At 45.2% G+C, this 15,372-nt stretch carries 16 protein-coding genes; 7 read left to right on the top strand and 9 right to left on the bottom strand.

Annotated elements, in window-relative coordinates; translation table 11 throughout:
• The first annotated feature begins 27 nt into the window (after positions 1 to 27).
• From MKY99_RS08785 to MKY99_RS08800, 4 genes are all read left to right on the top strand, one after another.
• A complete protein-coding gene (locus MKY99_RS08785; RefSeq protein WP_339269937.1) occupies positions 28 to 1,050 on the top strand; it encodes an SDR family oxidoreductase in 1,023 nt (340 codons plus the stop codon).
• A 152-nt stretch (positions 1,051 to 1,202) separates the two neighbouring features.
• The gene (locus tag MKY99_RS08790) at positions 1,203 to 1,862 is read left to right on the top strand and encodes a class I SAM-dependent methyltransferase (RefSeq protein WP_339269939.1); all 660 of its coding nucleotides are present in this window, start codon (positions 1,203 to 1,205) and stop codon (positions 1,860 to 1,862) included.
• Positions 1,863 to 1,956: 94 nt separating this feature from the next.
• The gene (locus MKY99_RS08795) at positions 1,957 to 3,009 is read left to right on the top strand and encodes a CapA family protein (RefSeq protein ID WP_339269941.1); all 1,053 of its coding nucleotides are present in this window, start codon (positions 1,957 to 1,959) and stop codon (positions 3,007 to 3,009) included.
• A gap of 540 nt (positions 3,010 to 3,549) precedes the next feature.
• Positions 3,550 to 3,807, top strand: coding sequence for an AbrB/MazE/SpoVT family DNA-binding domain-containing protein (locus tag MKY99_RS08800; protein WP_042125931.1), 258 nt, complete (start codon positions 3,550 to 3,552; stop codon positions 3,805 to 3,807).
• A gap of 144 nt (positions 3,808 to 3,951) precedes the next feature.
• Here MKY99_RS08800 and MKY99_RS08805 read toward each other — a convergent pair whose 3' ends face one another.
• Both MKY99_RS08805 and MKY99_RS08810 read right to left on the bottom strand, forming a co-directional pair.
• Complete coding sequence (locus tag MKY99_RS08805; RefSeq protein WP_042186461.1) at positions 3,952 to 4,461, bottom strand: PadR family transcriptional regulator; 510 nt, start codon at positions 4,459 to 4,461, stop codon at positions 3,952 to 3,954.
• A gap of 96 nt (positions 4,462 to 4,557) precedes the next feature.
• Entirely contained in the window at positions 4,558 to 5,721 is a 1,164-nt protein-coding gene (locus MKY99_RS08810) for an ABC transporter permease (protein ID WP_339269943.1), read from the bottom strand.
• Between the two features lie 194 nt (positions 5,722 to 5,915).
• Between MKY99_RS08810 and MKY99_RS08815 the strand changes: the two genes are divergently transcribed.
• Together MKY99_RS08815 and MKY99_RS08820 are read left to right on the top strand one after the other, a co-directional pair.
• Positions 5,916 to 6,641, top strand: coding sequence for an HAD family hydrolase (locus tag MKY99_RS08815; RefSeq protein ID WP_149645921.1), 726 nt, complete (start codon positions 5,916 to 5,918; stop codon positions 6,639 to 6,641).
• A 217-nt stretch (positions 6,642 to 6,858) separates the two neighbouring features.
• A complete protein-coding gene (locus tag MKY99_RS08820) occupies positions 6,859 to 7,134 on the top strand; it encodes a hypothetical protein (protein WP_042186467.1) in 276 nt (91 codons plus the stop codon).
• Positions 7,135 to 7,254: 120 nt separating this feature from the next.
• On the opposite strand, the gene MKY99_RS08825 is transcribed toward MKY99_RS08820, so the two are convergent.
• Genes MKY99_RS08825 through MKY99_RS08850 form a run of 6 tightly spaced genes read right to left on the bottom strand, consistent with a single transcriptional unit; the run spans position 7,255 to position 13,950 of the window.
• Complete coding sequence (locus MKY99_RS08825; RefSeq protein WP_076300900.1) at positions 7,255 to 8,385, bottom strand: YheC/YheD family protein; 1,131 nt, start codon at positions 8,383 to 8,385, stop codon at positions 7,255 to 7,257.
• Positions 8,367 to 8,885, bottom strand: a complete 519-nt coding sequence (locus MKY99_RS08830; protein WP_339269947.1) for an N-acetyltransferase — start codon at positions 8,883 to 8,885, stop codon at positions 8,367 to 8,369. Before MKY99_RS08830 ends, MKY99_RS08825 begins: the two co-directional genes overlap by 19 nt.
• Before the next feature lie 25 nt (positions 8,886 to 8,910).
• The gene (locus MKY99_RS08835) at positions 8,911 to 10,023 is read right to left on the bottom strand and encodes a YheC/YheD family protein (protein ID WP_339269949.1); all 1,113 of its coding nucleotides are present in this window, start codon (positions 10,021 to 10,023) and stop codon (positions 8,911 to 8,913) included.
• Positions 10,020 to 11,393: a YheC/YheD family protein gene (locus tag MKY99_RS08840; protein WP_042186478.1), complete on the bottom strand. Its 1,374-nt coding sequence runs from the start codon at positions 11,391 to 11,393 to the stop codon at positions 10,020 to 10,022. Before MKY99_RS08840 ends, MKY99_RS08835 begins: the two co-directional genes overlap by 4 nt.
• The gene (locus MKY99_RS08845) at positions 11,394 to 12,572 is read right to left on the bottom strand and encodes a YheC/YheD family protein (protein ID WP_339269951.1); all 1,179 of its coding nucleotides are present in this window, start codon (positions 12,570 to 12,572) and stop codon (positions 11,394 to 11,396) included.
• Between the two features lie 10 nt (positions 12,573 to 12,582).
• Positions 12,583 to 13,950, bottom strand: a complete 1,368-nt coding sequence (locus MKY99_RS08850; protein ID WP_076283327.1) for a YheC/YheD family protein — start codon at positions 13,948 to 13,950, stop codon at positions 12,583 to 12,585.
• Between the two features lie 330 nt (positions 13,951 to 14,280).
• On the opposite strand from MKY99_RS08850, the gene MKY99_RS08855 reads away from it, so the two are divergent.
• Complete coding sequence (locus MKY99_RS08855; RefSeq protein ID WP_042186485.1) at positions 14,281 to 14,619, top strand: YlbF family regulator; 339 nt, start codon at positions 14,281 to 14,283, stop codon at positions 14,617 to 14,619.
• Between the two features lie 126 nt (positions 14,620 to 14,745).
• Here MKY99_RS08855 and MKY99_RS08860 read toward each other — a convergent pair whose 3' ends face one another.
• Entirely contained in the window at positions 14,746 to 15,321 is a 576-nt protein-coding gene (locus MKY99_RS08860) for a hypothetical protein (RefSeq protein WP_042186488.1), read from the bottom strand.
• Positions 15,322 to 15,372 lie beyond the last annotated feature (51 nt).

The raw sequence follows: 15,372 nt of genomic DNA on the forward strand, positions 1-15,372 counted from the left end.
GAACATCCTCTATAAGGAGCGTGTGAAATGAAGGTATTATTTATCGGAGGTACGGGACTGATTAGCCAGGCTGTATCCCCGCACGCGGTAGAACAAGGAATAGAGCTGTATTTGTTCAACAGAGGACAAAGAGGCGAATTCGTTCCGGATGGGGCGAAGGTGATTCAAGGTGACATTCGTAATCCGGCGGAGGCTGCCGAAGTATTGCGAGATTATGAATTTGACGTAGTGGTAGACTGGATCGCTTTTACACCGGAACATGTGCAGACAGATATTGACCTGTTTACAGGTAAAACGAAGCAGTACATTTTTATCAGCTCGGCCTCGGCTTATCAGAAGCCACAGCGTAATTATATAATCACAGAAGAGACACCCCTGGAGAATCCTTATTGGGAATACTCGAGAAATAAAATTGCTTGTGAGCAGCTATTGATGGAAGCACACAAGAGCAGCGGATTCCCGGTTACGATTGTTCGTCCTTCCCATACTTACGGAAATACAGCCATCCCTGCGGCACTCACGAGCGGACAGCATCCTTGGTCCTTGATTGATCGTATCCGTCGTGGCTTGCCTTTAGTCATCCATGGAGATGGAACATCTTTGTGGACACTGACGCATAACTCAGATTTTGCCAAAGGGTTCGTCGGATTGCTTGGGCATCCGGAAGCGATTGGGGAGGCCATTCATATTACTTCTGATGAGGTGTTGAACTGGAATCAGATCTATGCGGCCATTGGGCAAGCGGCAGGTGTGGAGCCGAAAGTGGTTCATATCTCTACAGACTTTATCACAGCCTTCTCCCCTCCAGGGACGGCGGATGGCTTGATCGGCGATCAAGCGGTCAGCAGTGTTTTTGACAATCGTAAAATCAAACGTCTCGTGCCTGACTTCCAGGCTGCCGTTCCTTTCTCTGAAGGGATAAAGCAGTCAATTGCTTGGTTCGAGGCTCATCCAGATCAATGCACAGTTGATGCGGAATGGTTTGCTTTACTAGATCATTTGATCGAGAAACATGGAGTTGAGGCCAAGCTTCTATCCTTTTACTCATAAGATTTGTACGGTTAATATTTAAAGACGGTCTGTTCCTAAGGGAGCAGCCGTTTTTTTTGGTTTGTCTCGCTCAATGTAAGGTTATGGAATGAATCAGCAAATCATGAATATACTCTCACTACCTTAAATTCCGTTAAAAAGGAGTCCTGGCCATGCCAACACATCCCTTTGTCTCGCGTTTTTTTGTAAACTCAGATGCAAGCCGTGAGAAGTTAATTTATGATTTGCCAGAATCCTGGTGGAGCCGTCCCTTTGAATATGAGTGGTGTATTAACTTTATTTCTCCACATGGTGTGGTGCTGGATGCTGCTTGTGGAATTCCTCATCCCTTGAAATTTTATTTAGCTGGGGTATGTGCAGAGGTTTATGCTTGCGATATGGACAGCAGGGTTATTTACCGGGAGGACATCCTAGATGCGATTACTGATGAGATCGGGGAAAAAGCGGCAAAGCAGGTTATAGCTAGAAGAACGAACAACTTGCATCTTGCTCAGGCCAATCTTACGGCTCTTCCATATGAGGATGAGAGCTTTGACACTATTTTTTGCATATCAGTGCTGGAGCATTTGACCTTAGAGGATACGGTCGGCACTTTACGGGAATTTCACCGAACGTTGAATGAAGAGGGGCTGCTCGTGCTAACGTTTGATTACCCAACGGTAAACTTAAATCTTATGAATGATTTGCTGCTGCAGGCTGGTTTTCAATATTGGGGGGAGACGGATTTTGAGTTGCCTGCAGATGCTGTGTCCACAGATTTGTGGGGTGGGTTACAATGCTTCCGGGCTGTTTTGAAAAAATCAAAGGCATAACAGGTCTTCTTACCCTTAAATTAGTAATCTATTTCCAGTAAGCTAGAATAATAGCTAATATAGATTCCATAATGAGGATAGGAGGCTGTATTTTTTGAGATTAGGGTCGAATGTACTGCGCAGCATGCTACTTACTACACTTCTATTATCACTGATTCTCCCTTCGACGATTGCATCTAGTGCAGCTTCGCCATCTTCAGAACCTATCAGACTTGCTTTTGCTGGTGATATTCTCTTGGACGGTTTTGTGGGTGATCAGATCGCGAAATACGGAGTGAACTTTCCGTTTGTGAAAGTCGCACCTACCTTGCAAAAGGCAGATATCGCCTTCGCGAATCTGGAAACGCCAGTGTCTATTCGAGGGAGGGCAGCAGAGAAAACCTTTGCCTTTAGGTCCAAACCAGCAGTTCTTAGTGGCTTAACCTATGCTGGGATTGACGGCGTTTCTTTGGCTAATAATCACATTTTAGATTTCGGAACAGACGCTATGCTCGATACACTGGTGCATCTGGATCGAAATAAGATTGGCCGTACAGGAGCAGGCAAAAATGTAGAGGAAGCGTTCAAACCGTATACAAGGACGGTAAAGGGGAAGAAGATCGCTATCTTAGGTGTAAGTCGAGTGCTTTCAGGCCCTTCTTGGTATGCCGGCAACAATAAACCGGGAGCTGCCTCAGCGTACACCTCGCAGCCTATGCTTACGGCTATTCAGAAGATGTCTAAGGAGAATGATTACACGATTGTGTACATTCACTGGAATGAAGAGTTTAAGGATTATCCTGAACAATACGCCCGCACGCTAGCCAAACAGATGATTGATAGTGGTGCAGATATCATACTCGGCGCACACAGCCATTGCCTGATGGGCATCGAATACTACAAAAATAAACTGATCTATTATTCACTTGGAAACTTTGTATTTAATCGTTCAACACGTGGTGGAGAAAAGACGCTTCACTCGATGCTGGTGAATTTTGAGATTAATGAGGCCAAGGTGACTAGTAAGATTACGCCAGTCAAAATTATTGGTGGACAGCCGAACTTCATGGACGATTCTTATAATAAGAAGACGATCAAGCTAATGAATAGCCTATCTTATAATGCAATTATTGATGCGAATGGCAGGGTTACGGAGAAGCCATTATAACGATAGAATAGATCGACCAGAGATCACTGGTCGGTTTTTTTTGTAATTAAATTCAATTAATTATACTAAATTTATCCAATATTTGATCTTTCTATTAATAATATGTAATACTTATATTAAATCAGTACATAGTAGAAAGCTGGATTGTCGAAAAAAGTAGATGCATAAAGCATAAATAGTCTGTATTAACTCTACTAAACGTTTCTTTGCTCTGATATACGTCGGAGTGTTTCCAGACTTGATGTATTGGGTAAATGAGGGTATCAATTGGGATACTCTGCAAGCTGATTTGTAATCGCAATGTTGGATATTTATTAATTTCAAGACAAATAATTTGGATCGCTTTACAGCATTTTGTCGAAAGTGTACATATTTTTGTCGAATAATTGTCGATAAATATCATATTTTGTAGAAATAAAATTGACAGGGAATGAATAGCACTTTAATATTAGAGTATAGCGTAATCATTACTATCACTTAGAAGCCTACATAGCTTTTAGCAAAAATGATTATTAATGTGAATTTAAGGGAGGATGTACGATGATGAAAGCGACAGGCATAGTAAGAAAAGTAGATGAATTGGGACGTATCGTAATTCCTATTGAACTACGTAGAACGATGGGAATTGACATAAAAGACCCGCTCGAGATTTTTGTAGATGGAGAGAAAATTATTCTTAGAAAATACGAGCCAACTTGTATCTTCTCCGGAAGCGCAGAGAACCTCATCAATTTCAAAGGTAAAATGGTAAGCAAAGATGTTCTCGATGAGCTGATTTCTAGCTTTGACAGAGTGTAGTCGATAGATTACACATTTTTGCTAAAAAAGAACCGGTACAGCAAGCACAATTTGTGCATGCTGCCGGTTCTTTTTTATGATAGCACAACAAAAAAAAGCAGCAAATCCCCTAGAAAAATAGGAAATCTACTGCCCACACGATCCTTATTCAGACTCCAGCACACTTTGAATCTTTTTGATAAAGGCTTCATATTGCACTAGGCCCAATTCCATACACAGCTTCTGGTAAGGGGACAGTTTGCAATCTAGTTGCTTTAATTTCTGATCAAGATCGTCGTACATTGCCTGCTTTTCTATCAATGCTTGCCGAAGTAGATTATCTATGTTCTCTTTATCGGTCTTATCTCCGAAATAAAGATGCATAAAAAAGTCTGATCGAAGAACTTCCTTTTCAGCCGGTGTTTGCAAGTAAGCATGGAACTGATCCAAGCCAGCACGAGTAATTGTAAATACATTTTTGTCAGGTTTGCCTTCCTGCCGTATGGATTCTTTGGTGATTAGGTCCAGCTTCTCCATCTTGCTCAGGGTTGGGTAGATGGTGCCGTAGCTGGCATCAAAGAAAAAAGAAAAGTATTCCTCGAAATGCCGTTTTATCTCATAACCCGAATGAGGTTTTTCACTTAATATCCCTAGAATGACATCTTGTATATTCATGAATCATTGTCGCTCCTCTCTTTCACCTCCTACCATATCACAACTGCATTTTGCTCTCAATTTGAAAAGGCATAACCAAGGAGGCAAACTAAATAATTATGCATTTGCTGGTACGGGCTCTTGTTCTTGTGATAACTGAGTTTCCTTACGAATGAAGGTTAGGATAATGCTTAATCCAGCTATTGCTGCACCAATGCAGAGTAGATAGAACATATCTTTCCATATACCATTGCCTCCGATAACCAGGTCGAGCATGCCATTTACCGCGTAGTAAGCAGGTGAGATGGGACCGATCCAGCTATAAAAAGGAGAAAGCACATCGCGAGGAATTGTTGCTCCGGAAGCTAACATTTGTATGGAAAGAAGCGCGATATTTAGCCAGGCGCCAGCGTCGCCGAGTAACAGCAGACTGAACTGTGCAAGAATCATGCAGGAGAGAATCACAGTGAATTCGAACAGCCACATGAGCAGAAAGCCATGGTTGGAGTGGATCCCGAGTGAGTTAACCATGATAGTCCCCACTAGAGAGGTTAGTACAGCCGTTGCACCCATAATGGCAAACCGGGCTCCAAAGCGATCCCATTTACCAAATTGACCCGATAAGTTGGAAGAAGCTTTTTGCAGATTCATGGCGAGTAGCATAGCTCCGGTAAAGGAGGCAGTAACAATCATTAACGGAACCATAGTTTGTGCAAAATTAGTTGTAGGATGGATGACTTCAATGTTTGCGGAGATTCGGCTGCTTGCCGCACTTTTGATGATCTCTGCTTGTGCTTGTGGCAGCTTCATAGCTTCGAGGGTTTGGTTTAGTGCTGTATTACTGCTTTGTGTGTTCATGGCAGCCGTGACTTTAAGGGCTACAGTCTGCATAACATTGCTAACCATTTGCGGATTAGATTCATTTATGAGGTAACGGAGTTCAGTCTTTCCGGATGGATTACTAATCGCTCCGGTGAACCCTTGTGGAATATTGATAATCATGCGGATTTCTCTATGCTCAAGGGCTTCCTTGGCAGCTTTTAGTGGAAGGTCCTGTCTGGTTACGAACTGAAGGGACTGGGTAATGCCATCGACTACAGGCTGAGCATTCGCACCATCCTCATTCACAATAGCAATGGGCAACCGATCTATCCGATCAGTTACATGGTCATACCCTGTAATCCAGATTAAGCTGAAAAAGACTTGGAACAACAGTGCAGTTATAATCCCGACGATGGTAGCAGGCTGCTTGAGGAAGCGCATGATTAATGGACGTGACATGGTTATCTCTCCTTTATATTTCAACATGTTATATTACAGGTTGTAATATAACATGTTGAAATATAAACTGCAACAAGAAAAGTGGAGAGCATGGACATTCCGAAGTGATATCATATATCATAGGGCTTGTACTGGAAATTTCGTGCAGATGAATGTGCTTACCTGAAGCAAAAGAGAATGGGGAGGAACAACAGATGAGTAAAGAGGTACAAGGAACAGAACTGAACGCGGTTCACTCGGAGTTGAACAAGCCGGAAGCGATTGTTTTTGATATGGATGGAACATTGTTCCAGACTGAAAGTCTTTTATTACCTGCATATCATAAAATGTTCGATATTTTGCGGGAAGAGGGATTATACTCAGGACCAACACCGCCGGAAGAGCTTATTCTAAGCGGCTTAGGGATGCTGCTGGCAGATATTTGGAAGAAGGTTATGCCTGACGCCGATGAGGCGGTGCACCGCCGTGCAGATGAGCTGCTATTGCAGCTTGAGGTCGAAGGACTTGAAGCAGGTGGGACGTTGCTGTATCCTCAGGTGGTCGAAACACTGACTGCCCTAAAAGAGCGTGGAGTACGGTTGTTTGTGGCTAGTAATGGGCTGGAGGAATACATTCACAGTATAGTTGTGGTGCATGAGCTTAAAGAGTTATTTGAAGGATTGTATAGTGCCGGTGGTCAAGGCACTGCGACGAAGACAGAATTGCTACGCATTTTGCTGGACAATCATGGAATCAAGAGTGCCTGGATGGTAGGCGATCGCTCGTCCGATGTGGAGGCAGGTAAGGGAAATGCTCAAACCGTCATCGGCTGTGCGTATGCAGGTTTTGGACGTCAGGATGAGCTGAAGGGCTCCGATGTAATTATCACTTCCTTCGATGAGTTGATAGACTTGTACGACAACGCATTGGTTAGCGAATAGGAATATCGCGATTTGTATTTGGTAAACGAATAAAAGGCAAACCTCATCTAAGCAGAGGGTTGCCTTTTTTAATGTTAAGGTTCTAAATGCAGATGCAGGAATAGCTCAAAGCTAAAAAGATATACATAAACAAAGGGGATGATCCGATAGATCATGGAAAGGGGTTATTCCTATGTGATGATAAGGAATAGAGAAGCATGTTAAAGGAGTATAAAAAATGATAATGAGCTTCCTTTTTATTGCTTTAAGCGCTGCACTTGGAGTGGGCATGTGGTTTTTAGTAATAGGTATAGTCTTTTCTATTGGTGGCGGAGACTTATTTATAGTTACTCATTATGATTCCTTATTTTTTTATATTGCTGTTTTTTTGTTGTGTATCGTGAGCTATCTTTTGTTTATAAAACATCTATTAGAGAAGGACTTACAGCTCTTGCTCCATATTTGTGTGGGTACAACTATGCTCTTCTTTTTTCTAACGCCTTGGCTCAGCTAATTAAAATCTTCAATACAACGATTTTTTCTAATATAAGTTCCTCAGAACATCAGAAGTCATACAACAACCGCACTTTCTGCATATTGCAGAGAGGCGGTCGTTTTGTTGTTGAGTATCAATTTATTCCTCAGTAGTCTTAGCTGTGGTTGGGGCACCTTTGTTATTATATAGCCATAACGCATATTCTAAAGGTCGCACTAGTGCTTTGCGATAGGTGTTGCCGTCCCCTGATCGGGCAAACACTTCACGTGCAGGCTTTGGATTAACCTCCAGCACATAGATTTTTCCTTCTCGATCAATGGCAAGATCCAGTGCAAGTTCACATAAGGCTCCGAAACTTTCTTCCAAGAAGGCAGCGGCATCAAGACCTAACCTTTCGGCTGTTTTCATAACCTTATCGGTTTTATCTTGACTACCCAGCCATTCCTTCAGGAGCGTTTCAGCTCGAACGGCGTGCCCACCGCCATGAAGATTGGAGGTTACGCTTCGCGCCGCACCGACCCTTGCTGCCATACCTGTCAGTTCCCAGACGCCTTGCCCATTCTTTTGAACGAGCATGCGATAATCATGGAAACGTCCACCAGGCAGACGTAGTGGAATCCCCTGTTGGACGAGGAAACGTCCACCAATACACCATTGTCGAACGATGGAATCCAATCGGGAGGCAGAGACCTTTCGGGGTGGAATAATCCGGCGATCTTGGCGACGGCCTTGAATATCAAATCCCCCTTTACTGTCCTTTACCCGCTCAATTCTAAGGATACCGCGTCCACCTGTGCCGTTTGCTGGCTTGATATAGAGTACCGGGCTCTGCTTCAACATTCGGTGCAGATCGGCAGAGGAATGATACAGTAATGTTTCTGGCATATGCTGCCGGAAGCGACTCTTTTGTGAGAATGTTTGGTGTATGGTCCATTTGTTGCGCAGTGGACGATTCAGAAACAGCAGATGTTTATAGCGTTCACGGAAACGAAGCAATTGTTGAAAGCGCGTGCTGCGCTGGATACGGCAACGGTCATAAATCATGTTCGGGAAGGAACGCCATTTGCGTGACCATTTCCCGCTCTTTGGATCAAAGACAAGGGCATGGATCTGCTCTTTGCTGGGATGGACATCCATGGGGGTAAACACAAAAACATCCAAGCCCATTCGATTGCCCTCAATGATCATTCTCCGGTACACGGCCTTTTCTTCAAGCTGCTTGGCTTCATTTATATACAAAGTAAGAATGCCTAAGACGGGCTCTGGCACAGGAGTTCACCTTCTTGTGTAGAGTTTGTAGTACTGACGGTATTCTGTGGTGACCGGATCAATAAAGTTGGCTTGCCAGTAGGGCCACTAGTAAGCGCCACTGCGGCAAGACCAACATTGAAACACATTTTCAGACTGGCTGTATTATCGCTGGCAACACTGCATTCCAGACGGCCTAAACGCTTTAACTGGGCGGCCATAAGGGCGGTGCCGGTATGCCTATTTCGGTATAAGGGATGCACGGCAACGAGACAGGCCTCTTCACCGAAACCGGATACGAAGCTTACTCCTGCTAGCTGGCGCCCATTCTGACCGCGTACGGTGGCGACAAGCAGCGAGACACCCGGCTCTGACAACTGTTCTGGAGTTAATCGGGCCATTACCTTGCAAGCCTGGTTTGTAATCCGACGCTCCCCATGCTCTCTTATAAACTCAAGCAGTCCGGTTAGCCGCGATTTCCACTTTTTAGCGTCAGTGTCGTAGATAGAGGATATCTGCATGCTGTGTCACATCCTTTAATGAATTCTACTTGATATGGCGTGCTAAGTGCTGGCCATATTGAAAGATTCGCTCCAAAGAAAGCTTGCGAATCGCAGGCTCATCAAATTTCATCGGCCGGGAGTTTGCCTCAAAGAACCAGAGTCCACCGTTCTCATCGACACCGAGATCCATCGACATCTCCCCAAGCATAGAATCAGAGGCTCTTTCAATTTGTCTGGCAATTAACAGAGCAGTTGTAGGTACACTTTTTAAGATAGAGGCTGCTCTTTCGGTTCCAAATGTGCTTTCCAGCATGGTGGAGGGCTCCTCGATACTTCCGCCACGAGGTACATGCGTAGTGATGCTGCGGGCACCAGCTAGACGCGCACCTATGCCAGTCATTGCCCAGCCGCCTCTGCCGTTTTTCTGCAGAAGTACACGTAGATCAAATGGTCGTCCTCGGTGAGTCGCTAGTTCAATAGCTTGCTGTACGATGTAGCGCGAGTTCCCCTTTTCTTTGCCTATCCGTGCCCAGAGGCGTTCTACTGAGGCAGCTTTGTAGGTCACATTTTTTTTGCCGCTTTGAATTTGCAGCCGATAGGGTAAGGTGGTATCTGCACGGTATTTTAAACGCATAATTCCTTTACCTGCTTTGCCATTCTCAGGTTTTAGGTAGAGACTGGTATGATTATTTAGCATGGCAATAAGCGTGTTTGCACTGCGTAAACGTCTGGTTTTTGGAACATGCTTCGAGGTAGCATACGAGCCTTTCAACCATTCAAATAGACTCCATTTATTGAAAAAATATGGATTATATAGCTTAATGCCTGGATGTTCCAGGCATTGAGCTATTTTGCGTACGACAGCAGGTTTTTCCTCATCCTCACGGGTAGGAATTCGGTTATATATGATTTGTGGAAGAGGTACCGGAATGCTGTACCATATTCTTCCGCTGGATGATGGGACATAGCCGTTCACCATCCGTTCCTCGAGCTTCAAGTCACGGACAGTGACGACGTAGACAAGAAATCCCAGTTCCTTGCCTGTGCGAATGATGTCCCGGAAATTATTACGGTTGCCATTAAAATGCCTTACTTTATCGCTGGTTGTCAGTATGGCAATAACGGGTTTTGTTTCATCCGGAATATGGGTGTTCACATCTCATCCCTCCTGCGGAATTTGCTGAGGTATAGACAATGCTCCAGAATGTGCTCGATGGAAGCTTTGCCCTCAGCGCGCAGGGAAGGATGACGGAAGATGGAACGTCCTGGTTTGGCGTTGGCCTCGAACATCCAGATGTCTTCATCCTGATCAATGCCGAGATCAAAGCCAATTTCACCGAGCAAATGACGATGCTGGATTTCTAAGGATTCTGCCAGCTTAATGGCTGTACTCTTCGCACGCTGTAATACTTCATCTGCTCGGCTGCCGAATACACGCCCGAGCGCCTGCCCAGGTGTAAGCAATGCCCCCCCGTTTTTGAGGTGAGTGGTGACACTGCCCCGGCCGGCTTTCTTAGCGCCTATTCCGACTACAATCCATTGATTACTGCCGTTTTTATGCATATGGAATCGGAAGTCAATGGGGCAGCCATCAATTTCAATCAAACGTATTCCTTGTTGGACGATATAATTTTGCAGGCCTTGACCGTGTCGTGACCGAAGCATACGCATGAGGCTTTCAAAGGTAGTGAAGCGCAGAAGTACGTTTTTTCCACCCTTGCGGTAGCGGGCAAAATATCCTTTTTTCGGCAGATAGGTAAGTCGGTAAATCCCGTGACCCAGGCTGCCTGCGGAAGGTTTGTAATATACAAAATGGTGGTGATCCAGCATTTCCCTCATTTTTTCGGAGGAGGGATTGCTGTGTGTCTCAGGTACGTAACGGTTTGCAGCTCCGTCATTCTCTAGCAACCGATAAATATCGGACTTATTGAAGAAGCTCCAGTTGAAGTAAGGGATTTTCTTGCGCATAAAGCGTTCGCGAAGCTGGTTGATATAAGGTGAAGTCTCCGCTCTCCGACTGGGGAGCCGATTGTAGACGACATCAGGCAGAGGAACCATTTTACGTTCGAATTTGCCGCCTGCGGTTAAGAAATAACCATAGACCTGCTCCTGTTGCCAGTTGATATCACGCGGCATAAAGGCAAATATATAACATTTGTTACTGCCTTCCCGCAGTAATTGCTTTATAAAGCCAGTGCGAGAACCGAAGGGTTGATTTGAAGATGCTGGCCCATCGGTCAAAACACCGACCAAAGGTCCAAGCTGTACCTCGTCGTTTTGCAGATTGCGTAAATAGATACCACCAGATTTCGGAACCTTGATAGCACTCTTTACACCAGTGGCGAGGAATAGATGATTTCCGGCGCGCTTGATGGGCTTGATCATGGTCGGGATGGCATCTTTACCGAGTCTAAGGCGAATGTTCTTCTTCCCGGTTAATTTCAAGCTTTTCATCAGTGCACCTGATACATATACAACTCTTTGGGGCTGCTTAGTAAAATGCACATTGCAAAAAGTGAGACTCATTTATGAATCCTCCTTAGGAACCATTGTTATCATTCTCCCGTTTATAACGGAGCTGTCCGTAGATAGGGATGGTATCCGTCGCTGTGTGAGTAGCAGATGGCGCGCATAAGACAGTGGATTCTCGGCGGCGAGCTTAGCAGCCCGGCGGTCGCCCGTCAGCCGGAATACCGTGCGCCCTGGCTTGGAATTTGCTTCAAGTAAATGAATCCGACCGCTCGAATCAATACCGAAATCTAGGCCGAGTTCTCCAAGCCTACCGCATGCGGCCTCCAGAAGAGGAGGCAAGTATGCAGCTTCTGCAGCAAGCTCCTGCATGATGTCTTTTCCGTCCTGACCATATTCTGCAAGTAAAAAGGGCAAGGGAGGAACCGCAGTTCCACCGCCATGCAGGTTCGAAGTCAGTGAACCATGATTACCCAGCCGAACGGCCATGCCAGTAAGATCCCAGCGACCGAGGCCATTCTTTTGCATCAATACACGCACATCGAACGGTTGCCCCTTACGATTAGTTAGGTGCAGATAAGGCTGTATAATATAGCGGCGTCTGCCGATAAATTCATGAATCCAGTTCAGTCCTTCATCCTGCGAGCTGAATACATATTGAAAGGGTGTATTTGTCCCATCACGCCCTCGTACTCTTATGCCTCCTCCAGAGCGTCTGTTCTGCAGTATGGCATGCAATGTACGTTTGCCATGAGAGCCTGCTTTGGGTTTTAGGAAGACCCCGTATTCTCTTTCAGCGAGCATATTGCTTAACTTGCGTGTACCGGTATAAAGAACAGTTTCCGGCAGTAAAATAGCGGCTCTTCGGTTGCGCTTCAAGATCTCGTATACGCCCCATTTATCAGGTAAACCTCTTGACCAAGGTAGTGAGCGGTGAAGGAAAGAGAGTGCAGACGAGGCTTCTTTTCTTTCTTTCGGACTATTGTAAAAACAACGATTATAAATGATATCTGGTGGTGTAGAGGTCGTATTGTGCCAGCTTCCGTCTTTCCATGTATAACCGGTTATAGATGACCCGTCTGCCGCTACTCCGTCCGGATGAAACACGAGGACTTTAAGGTTGTATCGCGGAGCTGCACGGCATAAATGACTGCAAAATTCTGGCTCGGCAATCGGAGGATTCCCATGGCGACGGCCCGTCATAATGCCGAGGAACCCCATAGCTGTTTCAGTCATTGTGTCCTCCTTATAAACCGGCCAAATAGCGGCAATACAGAATCATTTGCTTGACGGACGGTCTGATTTTTTGATCGTTTAGCGGTGTATTATCGTTCTTGGAAGGTTTGGAGTTGACCTCCAAGAGCCATATTCGTCCGGATTGATCCAGTGCCAGATCGATTCCGAGCTCTCCGAAATGAGCAGGGATAAAGGTTTCTACTCCTCTTGCAATGGCAAGTGCTGCTCTTGGAAGCTGAAGCTGTACGCTATCCTTGGTACCTGGAGGAAGGCTGCTCTTGCTAACGGCTTCACGGACAGTACTGAGACTGCCACCTCTTGCTAGATTGGAGACGAAATGATTGCTTCCAGCGGTGCGAGCGACAATGGAGGTAACGCCCCATTTTCCGGTACCATTCTTCTGTACAAGTGCTCGGAAATCTACAGGACGCTTACCGAGCTCCATCAAAGGTAATCCTTGTTGAATCTGGTAGCGCGTTGTCTTCATCTTGGGAGCAATGGACTGGTACAGTTTAGCTAATGTCGGGTAGCTTTGTTTGCGTGTACCTATAGAGGTAGTAGATAACAAACGGTATCCTCCGCCTTCATCTTTGGAGATTCGGAGAATGCCTTTGCCGAGACTGCCCCGTACAGGCTTTAGAAACACGCTTGGGTATTGGCTACACATTTTCTTTACAACAGCAAAACCGTTTAAAGCATGCGATTCCGGTAAATACCGCTTCAATGAAGGGTCTTGCGCTAAAGCTTCAAATACTTCTGTCTTGTCAAGAAATTTTTCGTTGAAGAAATGCGTTCCATACCGTGATTTTACATCCGCCAAAAAATGCTGTACGCTAGGTTTATTCTCCACCTTTCGCGTCGTTAGCCGATTGTTGATTACATCGGCAATGGGCAGACTCATTTTCCTCCAACCCTCGTTGTATACCCAGCCCTGGATGGAAGAGCTGCTTGTTTCCAGCGCTTCCGGGGTAAAGAAATATACATAGGCGCCTTGTGAGTGGCAGGCATTTGTTAATTCTCGACAGAACATGGTAATGGGTCCAAACAGCCTGTCGAGATTATCTGGATGGTCACGGCTGACGAGTACACCGATCAACGGTCCGAGTCGCAAGGTACGACTTACGGAGCTGTAAGAGGCGTTGAGGGTTTGCCGATGTTTCCATCCGGTCCGCCGCGCCAGTCCTTCGCTTACACGCAGGCTTTCGGATTTGGGAGCCGGGATAATGGTAACCTCCTGCCGGAAAGAGCCGAAAGCCAGCTGGAGCGTTCCGTGAGCCGGGATTTTGAGTCTTTTCATGGATCGTTCGCCAAGCATTATAGCGTTTTCCTGCAGGATGCCCGTGTGGACCGTATGGACCGGGATCTTGAATTGGGACATCGTGGATCTCCTTCCGGTAGGCAGCATGATGCCGGCAATTTGGTAGCTAAGGGTTACATATCATTCATCATATGGAGACATATGACCCTTGGTGATTGACCTACTCTTTAAAAACCTTGCCGCATCATTTCATAAGTCTGACCCAAGAAGCGAAACAAGCATGGGATGAATCAATATTTGGAAACTTAAGCAGTGCTTCCGAAGTGAGTTTTGTACGAAGTAACTCTAGGAAGCGAACGCTAACAAAACTTAAGCATCGCTTTCGAAGTGAGTTTTGTACGAAGACGAATCGAGAAGTAGTGACTTACAAAACTTTTAGGAGGAATCATAATGAGTATTCACGACAAAGCACATGAACTGGCGAAAGCCATTAAAGAAAGCACTGAGGTAGCGGATATCACCAACGCGATGAAACTGGTAGAAACAGATCCTGAAGCCAAGGCAATGCTCGACAACTTCCGCAATGGTCAATTGGAGCTTCAACAACGGATGATGAGCGGAGATATGCCTCCACAGGAAGAAATGGAGAAGATGGAGAAATTATTCGAGGTGCTTAACATGAATCTTGGGATTCGCCGTCTGTTCGATGCAGAACGCCGTCTGAGTGTTGTAATTGAGGATGTAAACAAGATCATTACCGAGAGCTTGTCGCAATTGTATGGCGAATAAACGCTTTTAGTAAGCGGGTATTCACCTGAAAAGTTTGATCAGTGCAATCTAAATAGGGTGTTCCCGAAGCCGGTTGGCATTGGGAACACCCTATTTATTCTTGTGACTAGCACATGAGTAAACTCGCTAATCTTGTTTTCCTTCGATTGCGCAGAGAAGAATACCAGCAGCCAAACCTAGGCGGCGATCAAGCATTCCCTTGGGATCCTCAGAGAAGTCAGCGATGATTTTAGTAACGAATGGATTAAAATTTTGTTTGAAAGTCGGGATCGTTGTATCATTCATCTCGATATTATATTTTTGAGGGATAATAGAGATGAAGCGGCGGAGTATAGCCATCGCGGTGCTATCTTCCTTGATTTTTCCGATTTCCTGATCATGATGATCGAGAATCGTCCATTCATCTTTCAAAATCGATTTGAGTCCCTTACGCCGAAGAGCACCAACGTGTTCGCCAGTCTCCGAATCATGTACATCATAAACAGCACTAAAGTCGATGGCATTGCGGGCTTTTATACGCAGAAGCTCCTTTTGCATAGACTCATCCGTGTACAGTGCAATATCCTCTTTCAACTTGAATGCTTTCATTTGTGAATAGAGTACAAGCTGCTCGGCGTTATCATAAATATGAAGTTTCGCACCCATGATCGAAAATACCTTTTTTCGAATTATGTATTCGGTATGAGTATAAGTTGCATTCAATTCTAAATCGCCCCCTAAATGAAATAATCATCTCATATATAAGCTTTGCTA

The sequence above is a fragment of the Paenibacillus sp. FSL R5-0470 genome (assembly GCF_037975205.1).
GTDB lineage: Bacteria > Bacillota > Bacilli > Paenibacillales > Paenibacillaceae > Paenibacillus_AQ.

Coding starts and splice junctions, on each gene's coding strand:
- MKY99_RS08785 (WP_339269937.1), top strand. CDS start 28: ATGAAGGTATTATTTATCGGAGGTACGGGACTGATTAGCCAGGCTGTA.
- MKY99_RS08790 (WP_339269939.1), top strand. CDS start 1,203: ATGCCAACACATCCCTTTGTCTCGCGTTTTTTTGTAAACTCAGATGCA.
- MKY99_RS08800 (WP_042125931.1), top strand. CDS start 3,550: ATGATGAAAGCGACAGGCATAGTAAGAAAAGTAGATGAATTGGGACGT.
- MKY99_RS08805 (WP_042186461.1), bottom strand. CDS start 4,461: ATGAATATACAAGATGTCATTCTAGGGATATTAAGTGAAAAACCTCAT.
- MKY99_RS08810 (WP_339269943.1), bottom strand. CDS start 5,721: ATGTCACGTCCATTAATCATGCGCTTCCTCAAGCAGCCTGCTACCATC.
- MKY99_RS08815 (WP_149645921.1), top strand. CDS start 5,916: ATGAGTAAAGAGGTACAAGGAACAGAACTGAACGCGGTTCACTCGGAG.
- MKY99_RS08820 (WP_042186467.1), top strand. CDS start 6,859: ATGATAATGAGCTTCCTTTTTATTGCTTTAAGCGCTGCACTTGGAGTG.
- MKY99_RS08830 (WP_339269947.1), bottom strand. CDS start 8,885: ATGCAGATATCCTCTATCTACGACACTGACGCTAAAAAGTGGAAATCG.
- MKY99_RS08840 (WP_042186478.1), bottom strand. CDS start 11,393: ATGAGTCTCACTTTTTGCAATGTGCATTTTACTAAGCAGCCCCAAAGA.
- MKY99_RS08845 (WP_339269951.1), bottom strand. CDS start 12,572: ATGACTGAAACAGCTATGGGGTTCCTCGGCATTATGACGGGCCGTCGC.
- MKY99_RS08850 (WP_076283327.1), bottom strand. CDS start 13,950: ATGTCCCAATTCAAGATCCCGGTCCATACGGTCCACACGGGCATCCTG.
- MKY99_RS08855 (WP_042186485.1), top strand. CDS start 14,281: ATGAGTATTCACGACAAAGCACATGAACTGGCGAAAGCCATTAAAGAA.